At 70.8% G+C, this 15,136-nt stretch carries 14 protein-coding genes and 3 tRNA genes; 8 read left to right on the top strand and 9 right to left on the bottom strand.

The window, feature by feature from the left end; genetic code table 11:
• Positions 1 to 14 precede the first annotated feature (14 nt).
• On the top strand, positions 15 to 1,571 hold the full coding sequence (gene purF / locus ACFRCG_RS09695) for an amidophosphoribosyltransferase (RefSeq protein ID WP_380030248.1): 1,557 nt from the start codon (positions 15 to 17) through the stop codon (positions 1,569 to 1,571).
• 120 nt (positions 1,572 to 1,691) lie between these two features.
• The gene (gene purM, locus ACFRCG_RS09690; RefSeq protein ID WP_380030247.1) at positions 1,692 to 2,765 is read left to right on the top strand and encodes a phosphoribosylformylglycinamidine cyclo-ligase; all 1,074 of its coding nucleotides are present in this window, start codon (positions 1,692 to 1,694) and stop codon (positions 2,763 to 2,765) included.
• Positions 2,766 to 2,960: 195 nt separating this feature from the next.
• Here the strand turns inward: purM and ACFRCG_RS09685 are convergent, their stop codons facing one another.
• Both ACFRCG_RS09685 and ACFRCG_RS09680 read right to left on the bottom strand, forming a co-directional pair.
• Positions 2,961 to 3,212, bottom strand: a complete 252-nt coding sequence (locus ACFRCG_RS09685; protein WP_020555620.1) for a DUF3073 domain-containing protein — start codon at positions 3,210 to 3,212, stop codon at positions 2,961 to 2,963.
• 239 nt (positions 3,213 to 3,451) lie between these two features.
• A complete protein-coding gene (locus ACFRCG_RS09680) occupies positions 3,452 to 4,552 on the bottom strand; it encodes a Glu/Leu/Phe/Val dehydrogenase (protein WP_380030268.1) in 1,101 nt (366 codons plus the stop codon).
• Positions 4,553 to 4,707: 155 nt separating this feature from the next.
• Here ACFRCG_RS09680 and ACFRCG_RS09675 point away from each other — a divergent pair, with 155 nt between their 5' ends.
• The 3 genes from ACFRCG_RS09675 to ACFRCG_RS09665 all read left to right on the top strand — a co-directional run bounded on the left by ACFRCG_RS09675 (position 4,708) and on the right by ACFRCG_RS09665 (position 8,016).
• Positions 4,708 to 5,586 carry a hypothetical protein gene (locus tag ACFRCG_RS09675; protein ID WP_380030246.1) on the top strand — a complete coding sequence of 293 codons (879 nt, stop codon included), beginning with the start codon at positions 4,708 to 4,710 and terminating at the stop codon, positions 5,584 to 5,586.
• Between the two features lie 534 nt (positions 5,587 to 6,120).
• Complete coding sequence (gene bldC / locus ACFRCG_RS09670) at positions 6,121 to 6,327, top strand: developmental transcriptional regulator BldC (protein ID WP_020555617.1); 207 nt, start codon at positions 6,121 to 6,123, stop codon at positions 6,325 to 6,327.
• Positions 6,328 to 7,242: 915 nt separating this feature from the next.
• Positions 7,243 to 8,016: a hypothetical protein gene (locus ACFRCG_RS09665; RefSeq protein WP_380030245.1), complete on the top strand. Its 774-nt coding sequence runs from the start codon at positions 7,243 to 7,245 to the stop codon at positions 8,014 to 8,016.
• Positions 8,017 to 8,023: 7 nt separating this feature from the next.
• Here ACFRCG_RS09665 and ACFRCG_RS09660 read toward each other — a convergent pair whose 3' ends face one another.
• The 5 genes from ACFRCG_RS09660 to ACFRCG_RS09640 form a co-directional block, all read right to left on the bottom strand.
• On the bottom strand, positions 8,024 to 8,353 hold the full coding sequence (locus tag ACFRCG_RS09660; RefSeq protein WP_380030244.1) for a DUF6401 family natural product biosynthesis protein: 330 nt from the start codon (positions 8,351 to 8,353) through the stop codon (positions 8,024 to 8,026).
• 86 nt (positions 8,354 to 8,439) lie between these two features.
• Positions 8,440 to 9,171 (bottom strand): VIT family protein, encoded by a 732-nt coding sequence (locus ACFRCG_RS09655; RefSeq protein ID WP_380030242.1) that lies wholly within the window; start codon positions 9,169 to 9,171, stop codon positions 8,440 to 8,442.
• Between the two features lie 176 nt (positions 9,172 to 9,347).
• Positions 9,348 to 9,424, bottom strand: a tRNA-Phe gene (locus ACFRCG_RS09650).
• A gap of 44 nt (positions 9,425 to 9,468) precedes the next feature.
• A tRNA-Asp gene (locus ACFRCG_RS09645) sits at positions 9,469 to 9,543 on the bottom strand.
• A 107-nt stretch (positions 9,544 to 9,650) separates the two neighbouring features.
• Positions 9,651 to 9,723 (bottom strand) — tRNA-Glu (locus tag ACFRCG_RS09640).
• Between the two features lie 127 nt (positions 9,724 to 9,850).
• Between ACFRCG_RS09640 and ACFRCG_RS09635 the strand changes: the two genes are divergently transcribed.
• The gene (locus tag ACFRCG_RS09635) at positions 9,851 to 10,210 is read left to right on the top strand and encodes a metallopeptidase family protein (protein ID WP_078976134.1); all 360 of its coding nucleotides are present in this window, start codon (positions 9,851 to 9,853) and stop codon (positions 10,208 to 10,210) included.
• A 6-nt stretch (positions 10,211 to 10,216) separates the two neighbouring features.
• Here the strand turns inward: ACFRCG_RS09635 and crcB are convergent, their stop codons facing one another.
• Both crcB and ACFRCG_RS09625 read right to left on the bottom strand, forming a co-directional pair.
• Positions 10,217 to 10,567: a fluoride efflux transporter CrcB gene (gene crcB, locus ACFRCG_RS09630; RefSeq protein ID WP_380030241.1), complete on the bottom strand. Its 351-nt coding sequence runs from the start codon at positions 10,565 to 10,567 to the stop codon at positions 10,217 to 10,219.
• Positions 10,564 to 10,947 carry a fluoride efflux transporter FluC gene (locus ACFRCG_RS09625; RefSeq protein WP_380030240.1) on the bottom strand — a complete coding sequence of 128 codons (384 nt, stop codon included), beginning with the start codon at positions 10,945 to 10,947 and terminating at the stop codon, positions 10,564 to 10,566. Before ACFRCG_RS09625 ends, crcB begins: the two co-directional genes overlap by 4 nt.
• 147 nt (positions 10,948 to 11,094) lie before the next feature.
• On the opposite strand from ACFRCG_RS09625, the gene ACFRCG_RS09620 reads away from it, so the two are divergent.
• Positions 11,095 to 12,621 (top strand): hypothetical protein, encoded by a 1,527-nt coding sequence (locus ACFRCG_RS09620; RefSeq protein ID WP_380030239.1) that lies wholly within the window; start codon positions 11,095 to 11,097, stop codon positions 12,619 to 12,621.
• A 208-nt stretch (positions 12,622 to 12,829) separates the two neighbouring features.
• Entirely contained in the window at positions 12,830 to 15,079 is a 2,250-nt protein-coding gene (locus tag ACFRCG_RS09615) for a DEAD/DEAH box helicase (RefSeq protein WP_380030238.1), read from the top strand.
• The last annotated feature ends 57 nt before the right edge of the window (positions 15,080 to 15,136 follow it).

Genomic DNA, 15,136 nt, shown 5'->3' with positions numbered 1-15,136 from the left:
GTAGACTCGATCACGTGCCACGTGGCGATGGACGACTCAACCACGATCTCTTCCCCGGCGAGAAGGGCCCGCAGGACGCCTGCGGCGTCTTCGGCGTCTGGGCCCCCGGCGAAGAGGTCGCAAAACTCACCTATTTCGGTCTCTACGCTTTGCAGCACCGCGGGACGGAATCCGCGGGCATAGCTGTGAGCAACGGATCCCAGATCCTGGTCTTCAAGGACATGGGCCTGGTCTCCCAGGTCTTCGACGAAACCACTCTGGGCTCGCTTCGCGGGCACATGGCCGTAGGCCATGCCCGCTACTCGACCACCGGATCGTCCGTCTGGGAGAACGCCCAGCCGACGTTCCGGGCCACCGCGACCGGCAGCATCGCGCTCGGCCACAACGGAAACCTCACCAACACGGGTGAGCTGTCCCGTCTGGTCGCCGAGCAGGGTCCCGACAGCGGCGAACTCAACTACCCCTACCAGGGCCGGATCGAGGCCAGCAGCGACACCGACCTGCTCGCCTCGCTCCTGGCCGGCAGTCCCGACCTGTCCCTGGAACAGACCGCGATGCAGGTGTTGCCCGAGGTCAAGGGCGCCTTCTCGCTGGTCTTCATGGACGAGACCACGCTCTACGCCGCGCGCGACCCCCAGGGCATCCGGCCCCTCGTGCTCGGCCGCCTGGAGCGCGGTTGGGTGGTGGCGAGCGAAACCGCCGCCCTCGACATCGTCGGCGCCTCGTTCATCCGCGAGATCGAACCGGGCGAGTTGATCGCGGTCGACGAGCACGGCCTGCGCACCCGGCGCTTCGCCGAGGCCAAGCCCAAGGGCTGCGTCTTCGAATACGTCTACCTGGCCCGCCCCGACACCACCATCGCGGGCCGCGGCGTCTACGCGTCCCGGGTCGAGATGGGTCGCCGGCTTGCCGAGGAGTACCCGGTCGACGCCGACCTGGTCATGCCGACCCCGGAATCGGGCACCCCCGCCGCGATCGGCTACGCCGAACAGTCCGGCATCCCGTACGGAAACGGCCTGGTCAAGAACTCCTATGTGGGCCGGACCTTCATCCAGCCCAGCCAGACCATCCGCCAGCTGGGCATCCGGCTCAAGCTCAACCCGCTGCGCGAGGTCATCCAGGGCAAGCGCCTGGTCGTGGTCGACGACTCGATCGTGCGCGGCAACACCCAGCGCGCGCTGGTGCGCATGTTGCGCGAGGCCGGCGCGGCCGAGGTGCACGTGCGGATCTCCTCGCCGCCGGTGAAGTGGCCGTGCTTCTTCGGCATCGACTTCGCCACCCGGGCCGAACTGATCGCCAACGGTCTCTCGGTGGACGAGATCGCCAAGTCGCTCGGCGCCGACTCGCTCGCCTACATCTCGCTCGACGCGATGGTCGAGGCGACCACCATTCCCAAGGACCGGCTGTGCCGGGCCTGCTTCGACGGCGAATACCCGATCGAGCTGCCCGACCCCGAGCGGTTGGGCAAGCACCTGCTCGAAGGCATCGAGCAGTCCGTGCGCACCGACGTGGACGGCGTGCAGGCCCTCCTCGGCGGCGGCGGCGCGGAGGACGCGCTCCGTCGTCCCTGATCCGCCGAGTCCGCGCAGTCCAGCGAGTTTCCGTTTCCGGTGCGCCGCGTCGTGTCCCCCTTCCCGGGGGCGCGACGGGCGTTCCGCAAGGATCCACCCCGACCCGAAAGGGCCGCCGCCGTGAGCGACCAGTCCACCCCCACCCCCCGCACCGCGAGCTACGCCGCGGCCGGCGTCGACATCGAGGCCGGTGACCGCGCCGTCGAGCTGATGAAGCAATGGGTCGGCAAGGCCACCCGGCCCGAGGTCGTCGGCGGCCTGGGCGGCTTCGCCGGCCTGTTCGACGTCTCCGCGCTCAAGCGGTACGAGCGCCCCCTGCTGGCCACCGCGACCGACGGCGTGGGCACCAAGGTCGCCATCGCGCAGGCGATGGACAAGCACGACACGATCGGCCACGACCTGGTCGGCATGGTCGTCGACGACCTGGTCGTGTGCGGCGCCGAACCGCTGTTCATGACCGACTACATCGCCACCGGCAAGGTCTTCCCCGAGCGGGTCGCGGCGATCGTCAAGGGCATCGCCGAGGGCTGCGTACTGGCCGGCTGCGCGCTGGTCGGCGGCGAGACGGCCGAGCACCCCGGCCTGCTCGACCCGAACGAGTACGACGTCGCGGGCGCCGGCACCGGCGTGGTGGAGGCCGACGGCCTGCTCGGCGCGGAGCGTGTGCGCGAGGGCGACGTGGTGATCGCGATGGCCGCCTCCGGCCTGCACTCCAACGGCTACTCGCTGGCCCGCCACGTGTTCTTCGCCGTCGCCGGCTGGAAGCTCGACCGCGACGTCCCGGAGCTGGGCCGCACGCTCGGCGAGGAACTGCTCGAGCCGACCCGGATCTACTCGCTCGACTGCCTGGACCTGGCCCGGCGCACCGACGTGCACGCCTACTCGCACGTCACCGGCGGCGGCCTGGAGGCCAACCTGGCCCGGGTGCTCCCGGCCCACCTGGACGCCCGGCTGGACCGCTCGACCTGGACCCCGGCCCCGATCTTCGGCCTGGTCGGCGAGCTCGGCGAGGTGCCCCGGTCGGAGCTGGAGAAGACGCTGAACATGGGCGTGGGCATGGTCGCGGTGGTCGCCGCCGACGCCGCCGACGCGGCCCTCGCGGTGCTCGCCGAGCGCGGCGTGCCGGCCTGGATCCTCGGCGACGTCGTCACCGGTTCCGGCCGGGCCGTACTGAGCGGCGATCACCGGGCATGACGAAGGCACCCGCGGCGCCCGCCGTCGTCCCGCGACGGGACGGCGGCTCGGCCGTGGGCGTGTTCGCGAACACGCCAAACGGCCCGGGGTCGAGTAGTCGTCCTACTCGGTCCCGGACCGGGCGGTGTCACTGCGCACGGGCACCCCGGCTGAAGAGGGTGTTTCCTCCCGTGCCCGACGACGAGGGGTGCGGGGTCAACGATGGCGCGATCGGCCGTCGTCTTCCTCGTCCTCGTCATCGTTGTAGCGAGCCGAATACCCCGCGTAGGGGTCGTCGAACTCGTCTTCACTCGTGTCGTCGTCAACCTCGGGCTTGCCGATCGGCAAGTCGGTTGGCGACGACGCGCCCAGCTCTTCAGCCAGACGGCTCAGATCCGTACCGCCGCTGTTGTACTTCAGCTGGCGGGCGACCTTTGTCTGCTTGGCCTTGGCCCGGCCGCGCCCCATGGCTCGACCCCCTCAACGACGGGGCTCACGGCCCCGGGTCTTGACACGCGTTCATAGTCAGGGACGGTTCGATGGCACTTGAGAACCGGCCCGTAGGGGATTAACGGTACCTGCTTCCGCCGCCGGACGGTACGTCGCATGGGTGACAGCGGGGCTCGGACCCCGACCGGGCTGTGCCGTTGCAGCTGGTCAGGGGCCTGATCTGGGGTCCTTTGCCGGGTCTGACGATACCCTGTCGGTCAGCTTTGGAGGTAGATGTCACGCAGCCGGCCCACATCCGCCATCCGCCGCTCGGCCAATCGGTCGGCCGCGACGGCCGGTGGCACGCCCTCCTCGTCGGCCAGGGCGAAGATCCGCGCGGTGGTGGCGCGGATGCCGGAGGCCTTGCGCTTGGCCCGCTCGAAGTCGAATCCGTGCCGCTCGTCGGCCACCTGGATCACCCCGCCGGAGTTGACCAGGTAGTCCGGCGCGTAGAGCACGCCGCGCTCGGCCAGCGCCTTCTCGATCCCCGGATGGGCCAGCTGATTGTTGGCCGCGCCGCAGACCACGGCCGCGGTCAGCACCGGCACGGTGTCGTCGTTCAGCGCGCCGCCGAGCGCGCAGGGGGCGTAGACGTCCAGGTCCGGTATGCGGATCAGGGCGTCCGTGTCGGGCACGAAGTCCACCTCGGGGTGCTCGAGCCGCACCCGGGCCACCGCCCGCTCGTCGACGTCGGTGATCACCACCGAGGCGCCGTCGGCGACCAGGTGCCCGACCAGGTGCCGGCCCACCTTCCCGACGCCCGCCACGCCCACTCGGCGTCCGCGCAGCGTCGGGGTGCCCCAGCGGTGTTCGGCGGAGGCGAGCATGCCCTGGAAGACCCCGTACGCGGTCAGCACGGACGAGTCGCCCGCACCGCCGTTCTCGGGGGAGCGGCCGGTGACGAAGTCGCACTCCTTGGCGACCACGTCCATGTCGTCGACGTAGGTGCCCACGTCGCAGGCGGTGATGTAGCGACCGCCCAGGGACTGGACGAAGCGGCCGTAGGCGCGCAGCAGCACCTCGGACTTGTCCCTGGTCGGGTCGCCGATGATCACGGCCTTGCCGCCGCCGTGGTCGAGGCCGGCGAGGGCGTTCTTGTAGGCCATGCCGCGGGAGAGGTTGAGGACGTCGTCGACGGCCTCCTCCTCGGTGTCGTAGGGGTGGAACCTGGTACCGCCGAGCGCGGGCCCCAGGGCGCTGGAGTGGATCGCGATGATCGCGCGCAGTCCGCTCGCGCGGTCCTGGCAGAAGACGACCTGTTCGTGGCCGGTCGACCTGCCGAACACCAGGCCCGACGTCGTGTCGTGCGGGCCGTCCATGCTGTCGGTCACTGTGGTGACTCCATGGGTTTCGTGGTGGCGTGATGACACTGCGCCGCGCGGATCTGCGCGGCGGTTCAAGCGTAGGACCCGAGCGGATCACCGGGTTGGACCTTCGCCGGCTCGGGACATCGGCGACATGCCAAGATGCGTTCGTGCGGACTTCGGTGGTTGCCCCCTACGCGGCGTATCTGCGGGTGTACGAGCCGCTGGCGGCGTTTTCCGAGCCGGAACGCGGCCGGTGGGCCGCGTATGCCGCCACGCGGCCGTCAGGCACCTCCGCGGCGGCCGAGCCGCCCTCGCCCGCCGGACTCACCGCGCAGGAGCACCGGAGCGGCCTGGAGAACCTTCTGGCCACCCCTCCGGTGATCGCCCCGCCGCACGAGAGCGAGGACGCCTACGTGCAGGTCCTGGACGGCGTCACGGTGATCTGCCCCCGGCAGACCCGGCTGCGCTGCTGGACCGCGCTGGCCGAGCTGCGCCGGGAGTATCCGGCGACCGTCCTGGACGTGTTCTGGCCCCGGATGGTGATCGACCAGGCGCACGTGGAGCACGAGCGGTGGAAGTCGGCGCACCCCGACGTGCACCCGCACATCCACAGCAGCACGTGGCACGTCCCGGTGCGCTGGTTCGTGCTGTTCGCTCCGGAGGAGCGGGTCGTGGTGCCCGCGGCCGAGGGCGGCTCGGCCGGGCCCGGGGAGCTGTACTACCGGACCCCCATGGTGCAGGCCAGGCGACGGATCGCCCGGGCGCTGAAGGTGCTGCGCGAGACGGTCGAGGACGGTGCGCTGATCGCCGGCCTGGAGAACGTCGGCCGGTGGCTGGAGGAGTTCCATCCGCGCGCGATGGTCGAGCTCGACTACGGCGGCCTGGTGCGGCTGGTCGCCCCCGATCCGACCGCCGACACCTCCGTCGCGGACGTCGCGGAGGGCATCGCCGCACTGGGGTCCGGTGACGGAGCGCGAGCATCGGCGGCCTACCGCAGGATTACGGAGCGTTGGCAATCGGTACGCGCCCTGGAGCACGCGAGCTGAGCAAGCGTCCGCATTTCATGAAGTTTCGGCGTGACCGTCGTCACTCTTTCGTGTTCAGTCACCCTGTGATCTGAAAGCCTCTCAACCTGCTGGTTCGAGTTGTGGGACTCCCAGCTCTCCAGGTTGCCGGAGATCGACTCACAACAAGGTGCATACGCCAGCGAATGGTTCGTATATGATGAAAAGGACAAACCAGATGTAGTCGGTCTGGTCGGGTCGGGTCATCGGGGATACTTCGTTGCTGGTGGGGCGGGGTGGACGCGAGGGGACGGCCGGGCCCGTGTGACTCATCGTCACAGTCATGTGACTGTCCGCTATGCCTGGTCCTTCGGGATCGCGTGGCTTGAACCCTGGGATGCCAATTCCGGCGGTTTGACCAACCGGGTGCGGCGGATGGTGTACTTGTACTGTGAAGGACAAGCCGTTCGTCCTATAACCGACTTGGCCCTCGTGAACTATTTAGGACATCGTGGGTCAAGGTGCAGAATTTGAAGAAAGAACCGTGTTGGTTCGGTTCTCCCGAGGAGGCCGCTCATGACCGCTCGTACGCCTGATGCCGAGCCGCTGCTGACGCCGGCCGAGGTTGCCAGCATGTTCCGCGTCGACCCCAAGACGGTGACGCGCTGGGCCAAGGCCGGCAAGCTCACGTCGATCCGCACGCTCGGCGGACACCGTCGCTACCGCGAGGTGGAGGTCCGCGCCCTGCTCGCGGGCATTCCGCAGCAGCGCAGCGAAGCCTGAGGGCTGCGTCGAAAAGCTTTTCCCCTGAGTGCTGCACCGGATCCCGCCGGGTCCGGTGCAGCACTCTTTTGTGTGCCCGTACCCGCGCCTGCCGGTCCGTCGGAAGCCTGCCGTCCGTCGTGCGCGCTCGGGTCGGTCGCGGTCGTGGTGGACCGTGTCGCGGGGTCGGCGGGGTGCTTCCGCCGAGGTCGGACGCGGGGCGATCGGGGTGCCGACGGTGCTCCGGGGCGGCGCTTTCGCGAGGGAATCACGACGATGTCCAGTAAAATATCACATAGAATGCACGGATGATTTCCGGCCGTCGATGAATACGATCGCCGGTCGAAACAGTGACCTTGGTCACACCAGCCCTCTCGGAGGGTGCCCCGGCGACTCGTGCGAATGGTTCGAACCTCTGCCGGCCGGGACCACTTCGGCACGGCGGTGAGGTGCCTGCCGGGTCGGCGTGAGCGGCCGTCGCGGGCCGGGGCCGCGGGGCGGGCGTCGAGGTCGCCCGGGCCGTGCTCGCGGCCGTGGTGAGGGGTGTGGTGTCCGCCGGCCGGGCCGGTCTTCGCGGGGTGGGGAGCCGGTCCGGACCGGGCTCCGCGGGCGGGGCGGACGAGGCGATCGGGACGGATTCGACGGGCCGGGACGGAAATCGGCAGTCGAACACGCTGAGTGATCATCGGCGGTTTTGGGCGAAGATCCGGATCGGGCCGCGACGCCGGCCTTCGTGACTGTGTGCGAGCACTCTCGGCCGGCCGGATCCGGCGCGTGTGCCCGGGGCGATGCGGCCGGGCTCGGCGCGGTCATCACTGTGGCGCAGGTGGGCGATGCTCCGCGTGCGGGGTTGTGTACGCGGTGTTACCACTTGAGGGAGCGCGTGTGACCACTGTGACGCGCGAAACCTCAGTGACCTCAGTGAAGAGGGACGCCATGACACAGACTCAGAACCTTGCGCTGTCGGTCGACTTCAGCCAGGGATTCACGGACGCGTGGTCCTCCTTCGCGACGTTCGTGCCGAAGCTGATCGCGTTCCTCGTGATCCTGGTGATCGGCTGGATCGTCGCGAAGGTGATCGCGCGAGTCCTCGACCGGGTACTGCGCAAGGTCGGCTTCGAGAAGGTGGCCGAACGGGGCGGGGTCGCCAAGACCCTGGAGGGGTCCAAATACGACGCCACCGGGATCATCGCCAAGGTCGTCTACTACGCGATCCTGCTGATGACGCTGCAATTGGGCTTCGGGGTGTTCGGACCGAACCCGATCAGCGACATGCTGCGGGCCATCGTGTTGTGGATCCCGCAAGGCATCGTGGCGCTGGTGATCGTGGTCGTCACGATGGCCATCGCCGGCGCGGTGCGCGACATCGTGCGCTCGGCCCTCGGCGGGGTCTCCTACGGCAAGACGATGGGCACCATCGCCTGGGCGTTCATCGTCACGCTCGGCGTGATCGCCGCGCTCGGCCAGGCCGGCATCGCCGGGGCGATCACCGGTCCGGTGCTCACCGCGGCGCTCGCCACCATCGCGGGCATTTTGATCATCGGCGTCGGCGGCGGCCTGATCCAGCCGATGCGGCAGCGCTGGGAGCGCTGGCTGGACGCGGCCGAGCGCGAGACGGTCAACGCGCGGGCCAGTGTCACCGCGTACCAGCGGGGCCGGGGCGACGCGATCGCCGGGCAGCCCGCGCAGACGCGCGAGGAACGCCGGTAGCGCTCGCTCAGCCCAGCAGGTCGTGTTCGCGGACCAGCCAGCACACGGCGGTCAGGCGCAACGCGGCGAAGTCGTAGCCGACCGGCTCGCGCCAGTCGGTTTCGGCCAGTACGTCGGTGAACCCCAGTACATAGTCGGCGAGGTCCTGGCGGCGCAGTTGGCGCGGGATCAGCCCCGCGCCGTCGGCGGCCAGCGACGTGCGCACCGCCGCGGCGTGCTGGTCCACGGCGGCGACCAGCCCCGGCTCGAAGGCGAACTCCGCGAGCCGGGGCAGGTACGCGTCCACGACCCCCGCGAGGGGGCAGCGGGGCAGCTCGGCGTCGAAGAGTTCACTCATGTCACTACTTTAAACATATTTTTCGGCACCAATCCGCATCTTTTTGTGGCGAAGCAGACGTCGGGGGGCCGGCGCCGGGATACCGGTCAGACTCCGTCGGCGCCGAGCAGGCTGCCCACGGCGTAGGTCACCGCCATCGCCAGGGCCCCGCCGGCGGTGGTGCGGACGATCCCGCGGGCCGGTGGGGCGCCGCCGAGGCGGGCGCCGCTCCAGCCGCACAGGACCAGCGCGGCGAGCACCGCGGCCACCGTGATCGGCAGCCGGGTCGAGGCGGGCGGCAACACCATCGCGAGCAGCGGCAACAACGCGCCGACGGTGAAGGCCAGGAAGCTGGCGCCGGCCGCGTGCCACGGGTTGGTCAGCTCGTCGGGATCGATCTTCAGCTCGACCTGGGCGTGCGCGGCGAGCGCGTCGTGCTCGGTGAGTTGTTCGGCCACCTCGCGCGCCAGCGCTCGGGTGAGCCCCTGCTGTTCGTAGAGCCCGGTCAACTCGTCGAGCTCGGCCTCGGGTTCGTCGCTCAGTTCGCGGCGCTCCTGGACCAGCGCGGCCCGCTCCGCGTCGCGCTGGGTGCTCACCGAGACATACTCGCCCGCGGCCATCGACAACGACCCGGCGAGCAGTCCGGCCAGCCCCGCGGTGAGCAATTGCGCCCGCTCGTCGGTGGCTCCGGCCACCCCGACTACGAGACCGGCGGTGGAGACGATCCCGTCGTTGGCCCCGAGCACCGCCGCCCGCAACCAGTTCAGCCGCGTACCCATGCCCTCGTCGTGCGGAGCGTGTGTGGGCAACGCCCGACCGAACCCGTCAGCGGCACTCATGCCCGAAGTATCACGATCCGCCCGCCTTCGAAGCGCCCGGACACGACCGGAATCCCCACCCCGAACCCGAGCGGCCCAACCACCGGCACCGAACACGATCCGGGAGCGCACCATTCGGGAACGCAAAAAACGCCCCTGGCGAACTGATCGCTCGGGGCGTTGTGGCTGAATGAGCCTGGTGGCCAGGGGCGGGGTCGAACCGCCGACCTTCCGATTTTCAGTCGGACGCTCGTACCAACTGAGCTACCTGGCCTCGATGGATCAGGGCGCCTTTCGGCGCCCCGATCTTCCATCTTGCGGTCCTGACGGGATTTGAACCCGCGGCCTTCACCTTGACAGGGTGACGAGCACTCCAAACTGCTCCACAGGACCTCTGCGATCTCTTCCCGGCTTCCCGGGTTTCCCTCGCGGTGTTTCGTGTTGAACCCTACCGTACTGGCTGTCCGGCTTGTTGCGGCCCCCCGAGGAGGGTTGGTGCGTGCCCCCAACGGGATTCGAACCCGTGCTACCGCCTTGAAAGGGCGACGTCCTAGGCCACTAGACGATGGGGGCTTGTTGGCCGTGTCCGGCGTCTTGTTGCCGTCGGGGACGTCCCGAACTATACGGGGTTTTCGCTGGCGCTTGCAAAGCGGATAACCGGGGCCCCGCGGGGCGGGGGTGGAGGCCGCAGAATGAGGGGGTGTTGGAGATGTCGCGCGAGGAGTTCGAGGAACTGGTGGCCGAGGCCCTGGACCGGATCCCGCCCGAGTTGACCAAGCTCATGGACAACGTGGCGATCTTCGTCGAGGACGAGCCCGACCCCGCCGGGGAGCACGGGACCAACCTGCTCGGTCTGTACGAGGGCATCCCGCTGACCGAGCGCGGGGACTGGTACGCCGGGGTGCTGCCGGACCGGATCACCGTCTACCGCAACCCGATCCTGCGGATCTGCGAGACGTACGAACACGTCGTCGAGGAGGTCGAGGTGACCGTCGTGCACGAGGTGGCGCATCACTTCGGGATCGGGGACGCGTGGTTGCACGAGCACGGGTACGGCTGAGGCGCGTCAGTGGGCCAGGGCGTAGCCGAGGGCGGCGACGGTCAGGCCGAGGGTGACGCTGAGGAGTACGTACAGGGCGGCGAGCAGGCGTTGGCCCAGGGTGTGCAGTTCCACCGTCGCGTAGGCGAACGTGCTGAACGTGGTGAGCGTGCCGCAGAAGCCGGTGCCGACGAGGGTGGCCACCCGCGCCCCGGGGGCGAGGCCGGTGACGATGCCCAGGATCAGCGAGCCGACCACGTTCACCGTGAGCACGCCCCACGGGAAGGCCGACTTCCACCGCGTGGAGACGTATCGGTCGGTCAGGTAGCGGGCGGGGGCGCCGACGAGGGCGCCGAGGACCACCATCAGCGGGATCATCCGGCCGCCCCCCGCGAGCGGTGCACGGCGGCCAGGCCGAGGTGGACCGCGATCCCGCCGAGCAGCACGCTGCCGGCCACGTAGAGCCAGGCGTCGAGCCACGCGTGGCCCGCGAGCAGGGTGCGGGTCTCCACCGCGAACGTGGAGAACGTGGTGAAGCCGCCCAGTACGCCGGTGCCCAGGAACGGGCGCAGCAGCGGGTCGGGCGGGGTCACGCCCATCAGGACGCCCATCAGCAGGCAGCCGAGCACGTTGGTGATCAGCGTCGCCCAGGGGAAGGCGGTCCCCGAGTGCGGCATCGCCTGTGCGATGCCCCAGCGGCCCAGCGCGCCGATGGCGCCGCCGAGCGAGATCACGGCGAGGAGTCGGAACGGGGGCACCCGGTCACGCTAGCGCGTGCCCGTCCGGCCGCGGTTGCCGCCGGGAGATCGCGCGCTCCCGGTACGACATCACGCGCCGCCGCCGAACGGGTGACGGGCGGTGTCCCGGAATTGGAGCGGGAGTTGGTGTCCGGCCATGCTGAATCGGTGACCACGCAGGGGGACATCGGGCCGATGACGGAGCTCGCCGACGACGAGCCCGAGTTTCCCGGAACCGGATCGTTGACCCGAGTGGGCGAGCCCGATCGGCGGTCGGCCGATGCCGCGCGCGACCCCGGGACGCCCGGGTCCGAGCCGGAGCACGCGGGCCGGCCGGCCGTGCCGCGCGCTCGCGACGCCCGGCGTCCGATGCCGAGCGCACAGCCGTACGAACCGGTCGCCGGCGAGGCGTGGGGGAGCCCGGAGCCGCCGCGCGACCGGCCCGGCCCGGGCCACGGCGGCGACGCCCGGGAGTTCGGGTCGGACCCGGCCGCCGAACCGGGGGCGCGGGACGCGGGGACCGTCGGGCACGCGGTCCCCCGGATCCCGCACCCGGACCGAATCGGCGACTCGGTGGGGGACTTCGCCCTCTTCCAAACCGGCGGCAACCTCACGGCCGAGGTGGCCGAGGTGGCCGAGGTGTCGGAGGTCTCCCACGGCGAGCCGATGTCGATGCTCGCCGAGTGGTTCGGCGAACCCGACGCGATCCCGAGCGCGCCCCGCGTCGAACATGAGGCCGTGGCGACCGAGCGGCGGGTCGCGCGGCGGCACCGGTCCGCGTACCGGGGTCGACGGGCCGCCGAGACCGCCCGCACCGAGGTCGCGCGCGGGTTGCCCGAGGAGCGATCGATCGGCGCCGGTTGGGAGTTCGCGACCTTCTTCGTGCTGCCCGCGCTGATCCTCGTGGGCCTGCTGTACCACTTCGGCTGGACCCGTGCCGCGGCCCGGTCCGACTACCTCGGGTTCGACGAGAGCGTGCTGGGCACGCCGGCCCGGGAGTATGCGGCGGACGGCCTGCGCACCCTGTACGGGCCGCTGCTCGTGTTCACCGCCGGGCTGCTCGCCGCGCGGATGGCGCACCCCCGGCTGCTGGTGTGGCTGCGCCGGCACCGGCGGATCGCCGGGTGGTGCGTTCGTTCGCTGCGCTGCGCGTGGTTCGTGGTGCCGGGCGCGGTCCTGCTCGCCGCATACCGGTGGCCGGTTCGGGATCCGCGCTGGGGGCCGCTGCTGCTGCCCGGGGCGCTCGCGGTCGGGCTGTCGATCTGCGCGTACGGGGTGCTGCTCTCGCGTCGGATCGGCGCGCACCGGCGCGGGTCCGCCACGCGCGGGCGGCCGTGGTCGCTGCCGTCGCTGCTCACCGCCGCGGTCGTGGTGCTGTGTCTGTTCTGGGCGGCGGGGTCGTACGCGAAGGTGTCGGGGCGGGACGACGGCCGGGCCTTCGCGCACCAACTGCCGCGGCGGACCGGGGTGGTGCTCTACTCGGTGCAGGATCTGCGGATGCGGTCCGAGGACGGGATCGCGGTCGAGGAAGAAGCCGGCGCTTCCTATCGTTACCGCTACACCGGACTGCGCTTGTTGCGGCGTGCCCCGGGGACGCTGTTCCTGCTCCCCGAGCGCTGGTCGTGGCAGCGCCCGAGGCTGCTCGTGGTGCACGAGGACGCACGTCTGAGGGTGGAGTACGAACGCACCCGATAGGCGTAAACGCGCAGTGATCGGGTACGCTGGTGAATCGCTTTGCCCATATCCAGGCGCCGCCATGAGTCGCGGCGCCTCGTAGGCTCGTTCTGGTGCTCCGCAGAAGTGTCGCTTTCTCGTGCGACCACATTTCGGCTGCGGACCTTCGAGACGGGCCGCATCCGGAAGGTTTTGCATGCCCCCCTATGCCAATGACACTGCCACGCCCATGCCCGGTACCGAAGGTGCCGAGGTGCAGGAGGGTGTGGCGGATGCGCAGGCAGCCGAGGTGACCGAGGTCGCTTCGGAGATCACCGAGATCGCCATCGAGATCACCGACGAGGTCGTCGCGAACGACGACGACACCGTGTCCGCGGCGGACGCCGACGAGGACACCGACACCGACGCCGAGGCGGGCGTCGAGGACGACGAAGAGGCCGACGAGCGGGCCGAGGTCGAGGCCGAGGCCGATGAGAAGCCCGAGCCGACCGGCCCCAGCTTCGCCGAGTTCGGTCTGCACAAGGACGTCGTGGAGGCGCTCGCGCGCCGCGGCGTGACCCACCCGTTCCCGATCCAGGCGGCGACGCTGCCGGACGCGATGGCCGGCAAGGACATCCTCGGCCGCGGTCGTACCGGCTCCGGCAAGACGCTGGGCTTCGGCCTGCCGATGCTCACCCGGCTCTCCGGTCGCAAGGCCCGCGCCCGGCGCCCCCTCGCGCTGATCCTCACCCCGACGCGTGAGCTCGCGATGCAGGTGCACGACGCGCTGGAGCCCTACGGTCGCATCCTCGACCTGCGGATGAAGACCGTCACCGGCGGCATGTCGATGCCGAAGCAGATCTTCGCGCTCGAACGCGGCGTCGAGATCCTGGTGGCCACCCCCGGTCGCCTCCAGGACCTGGTCGACCGCGGTTCGGCCGTGCTGGACAACGTCGAGATCACCATCCTCGACGAGGCCGACCAGATGGCGGACATGGGCTTCCTGCCCGAGGTCACCGCGCTGCTCGACCTGATCCCGCCCGGCGGCCAGCGGATGTTGTTCTCCGCCACGCTGGACAAGGGCGTGGACGCGATCGTCCGCAAGTATCTGGACAACCCGGTCACCCACTCGGTGGACCCGCACGCGTCCTCGGTCACCACCATGTCGCACCACGTGCTCGTGGTGCAGCCGAAGGACAAGACGTACGTCACGGCGGCGATCGCGGCCCGTCGCGGGCGCACGATGATCTTCGTGCGGACCAAGTTCGGCGCCGACCGCGTCGCGCAGCAGCTGCGCGAGGCCGGTGTCCGTGCCGAGGCGCTGCACGGCGGCATGACCCAGGGCGCGCGTACCCGCACCCTGGCCGAGTACAAGGAGGGCCGCACGCCGGTCCTGGTCGCCACCGACGTCGCCGCCCGCGGCATCCACGTCGACGGCATCGACCTGGTCCTGCACGTGGACCCGGCCGCCGACTCGAAGGACTACCTGCACCGCGCGGGTCGTACCGCGCGCGCCGGCGAGGCCGGTGCGGTGGTCACCCTCGCGCTGCCGCACCAGCGCCGCACGGTGGACCGCCTGATGGAGGACGCCGGCGTCGAGCCGACCCGCCTTCGGGTGCAGGGTTCCAACGACCCGGAGATGCGCAAGCTGACCGGCGCGCGCACGTTGTCCGAGGTCAAGGCGCAGTCCGTGGCGGACGCCGCGGTCGAGGCCGAGGCCGAGGCGGAGCGGCTCGCGGTTCGCATCGTCGAGCTCAAGGCCGAGGCCGCCGAGCTGCGCCGCAAGGCGGCCGAGCTGGCCGAGGCGGCCAAGAACGGCGATGTCCCGACGCGCACCGAGCGCTACGAGCGCCCGGACCGCGACCGCGGTGACCGCGGGGATCGTGGGGACCGGCGTGAGGGTGGCTACCGCGGGGACCGTCCGTCCTACGGCGACCGCGGCGGCGACCGTCGTGGTGGTGCGCCGCGTGGCGACCGTCCGTCCTATGGCGACCGGGGTCCGCGTACCGGCGACCGTCCGTCCTACGGCGGCGGCGACCGCCGTGAGGGCGGCTACCGCGGTGACCGTCCGCAGGGCGACCGCGGCCCCCGTGGCGACCGGCCCGCGTACAACGACCGTCCGTCGTACGGCGGCGACCGTTCCGCGCGTGGTGGCGAGCGTCCGTCCTACGGCGACCGTGCCCCGCGTGGTGACCGTCCTTCGTACGGGGACCGGGGTCCGCGTACCGGTGACCGTCCGTCCTACGGCGGCGACCGGCGCGAGGGCGGCTACCGCGGTGACCGTCCGTCGTACGGCGACCGTGCGCCGCGCACCGACCGGCCCGCCTACGGCAGCGACCGCGCCCCGCGTGGCGACCGGCCGTCCTACGGCGACCGTCCGTCGTACGGCTCGGGCTCGGGCGAGCGTTCGCACGACCGCGCGCCGCGTCGGGACGGGCACTACGACCGTCCGGCCGGCGGTGCGGGCGACCGCAAGCCGCGCTGGAAGCGTGACGCGTAAGCGCCGTGTAATCGCACGGTAACCGTGCTGTAGTCAAACCACCGAGCGGGGCGGGAT

Origin of the sequence: Embleya sp. NPDC056575 (assembly GCF_042793325.1) — a bacterium.
In the GTDB taxonomy this organism is placed as follows: domain Bacteria; phylum Actinomycetota; class Actinomycetes; order Streptomycetales; family Streptomycetaceae; genus Embleya.
Note: the sequence above shows the minus strand (reverse complement) of the source record. Positions and strands in the feature narration are given on the sequence as shown.

What these genes read in the sequence shown, in the direction of transcription:
- ACFRCG_RS09680 (WP_380030268.1), bottom strand. Translation starts at nt 4,552, where the DNA reads ATGGACGGCCCGCACGACACGACGTCGGGCCTGGTGTTCGGCAGGTCG.
- ACFRCG_RS09615 (WP_380030238.1), top strand. Translation starts at nt 12,830, where the DNA reads ATGCCCGGTACCGAAGGTGCCGAGGTGCAGGAGGGTGTGGCGGATGCG.
- crcB (WP_380030241.1), bottom strand. Translation starts at nt 10,567, where the DNA reads ATGATCCCGCTGATGGTGGTCCTCGGCGCCCTCGTCGGCGCCCCCGCC.
- ACFRCG_RS09665 (WP_380030245.1), top strand. Translation starts at nt 7,243, where the DNA reads ATGACACAGACTCAGAACCTTGCGCTGTCGGTCGACTTCAGCCAGGGA.
- ACFRCG_RS09660 (WP_380030244.1), bottom strand. Translation starts at nt 8,353, where the DNA reads ATGAGTGAACTCTTCGACGCCGAGCTGCCCCGCTGCCCCCTCGCGGGG.
- ACFRCG_RS09685 (WP_020555620.1), bottom strand. Translation starts at nt 3,212, where the DNA reads ATGGGGCGCGGCCGGGCCAAGGCCAAGCAGACAAAGGTCGCCCGCCAG.
- bldC (WP_020555617.1), top strand. Translation starts at nt 6,121, where the DNA reads ATGACCGCTCGTACGCCTGATGCCGAGCCGCTGCTGACGCCGGCCGAG.
- ACFRCG_RS09655 (WP_380030242.1), bottom strand. Translation starts at nt 9,171, where the DNA reads ATGAGTGCCGCTGACGGGTTCGGTCGGGCGTTGCCCACACACGCTCCG.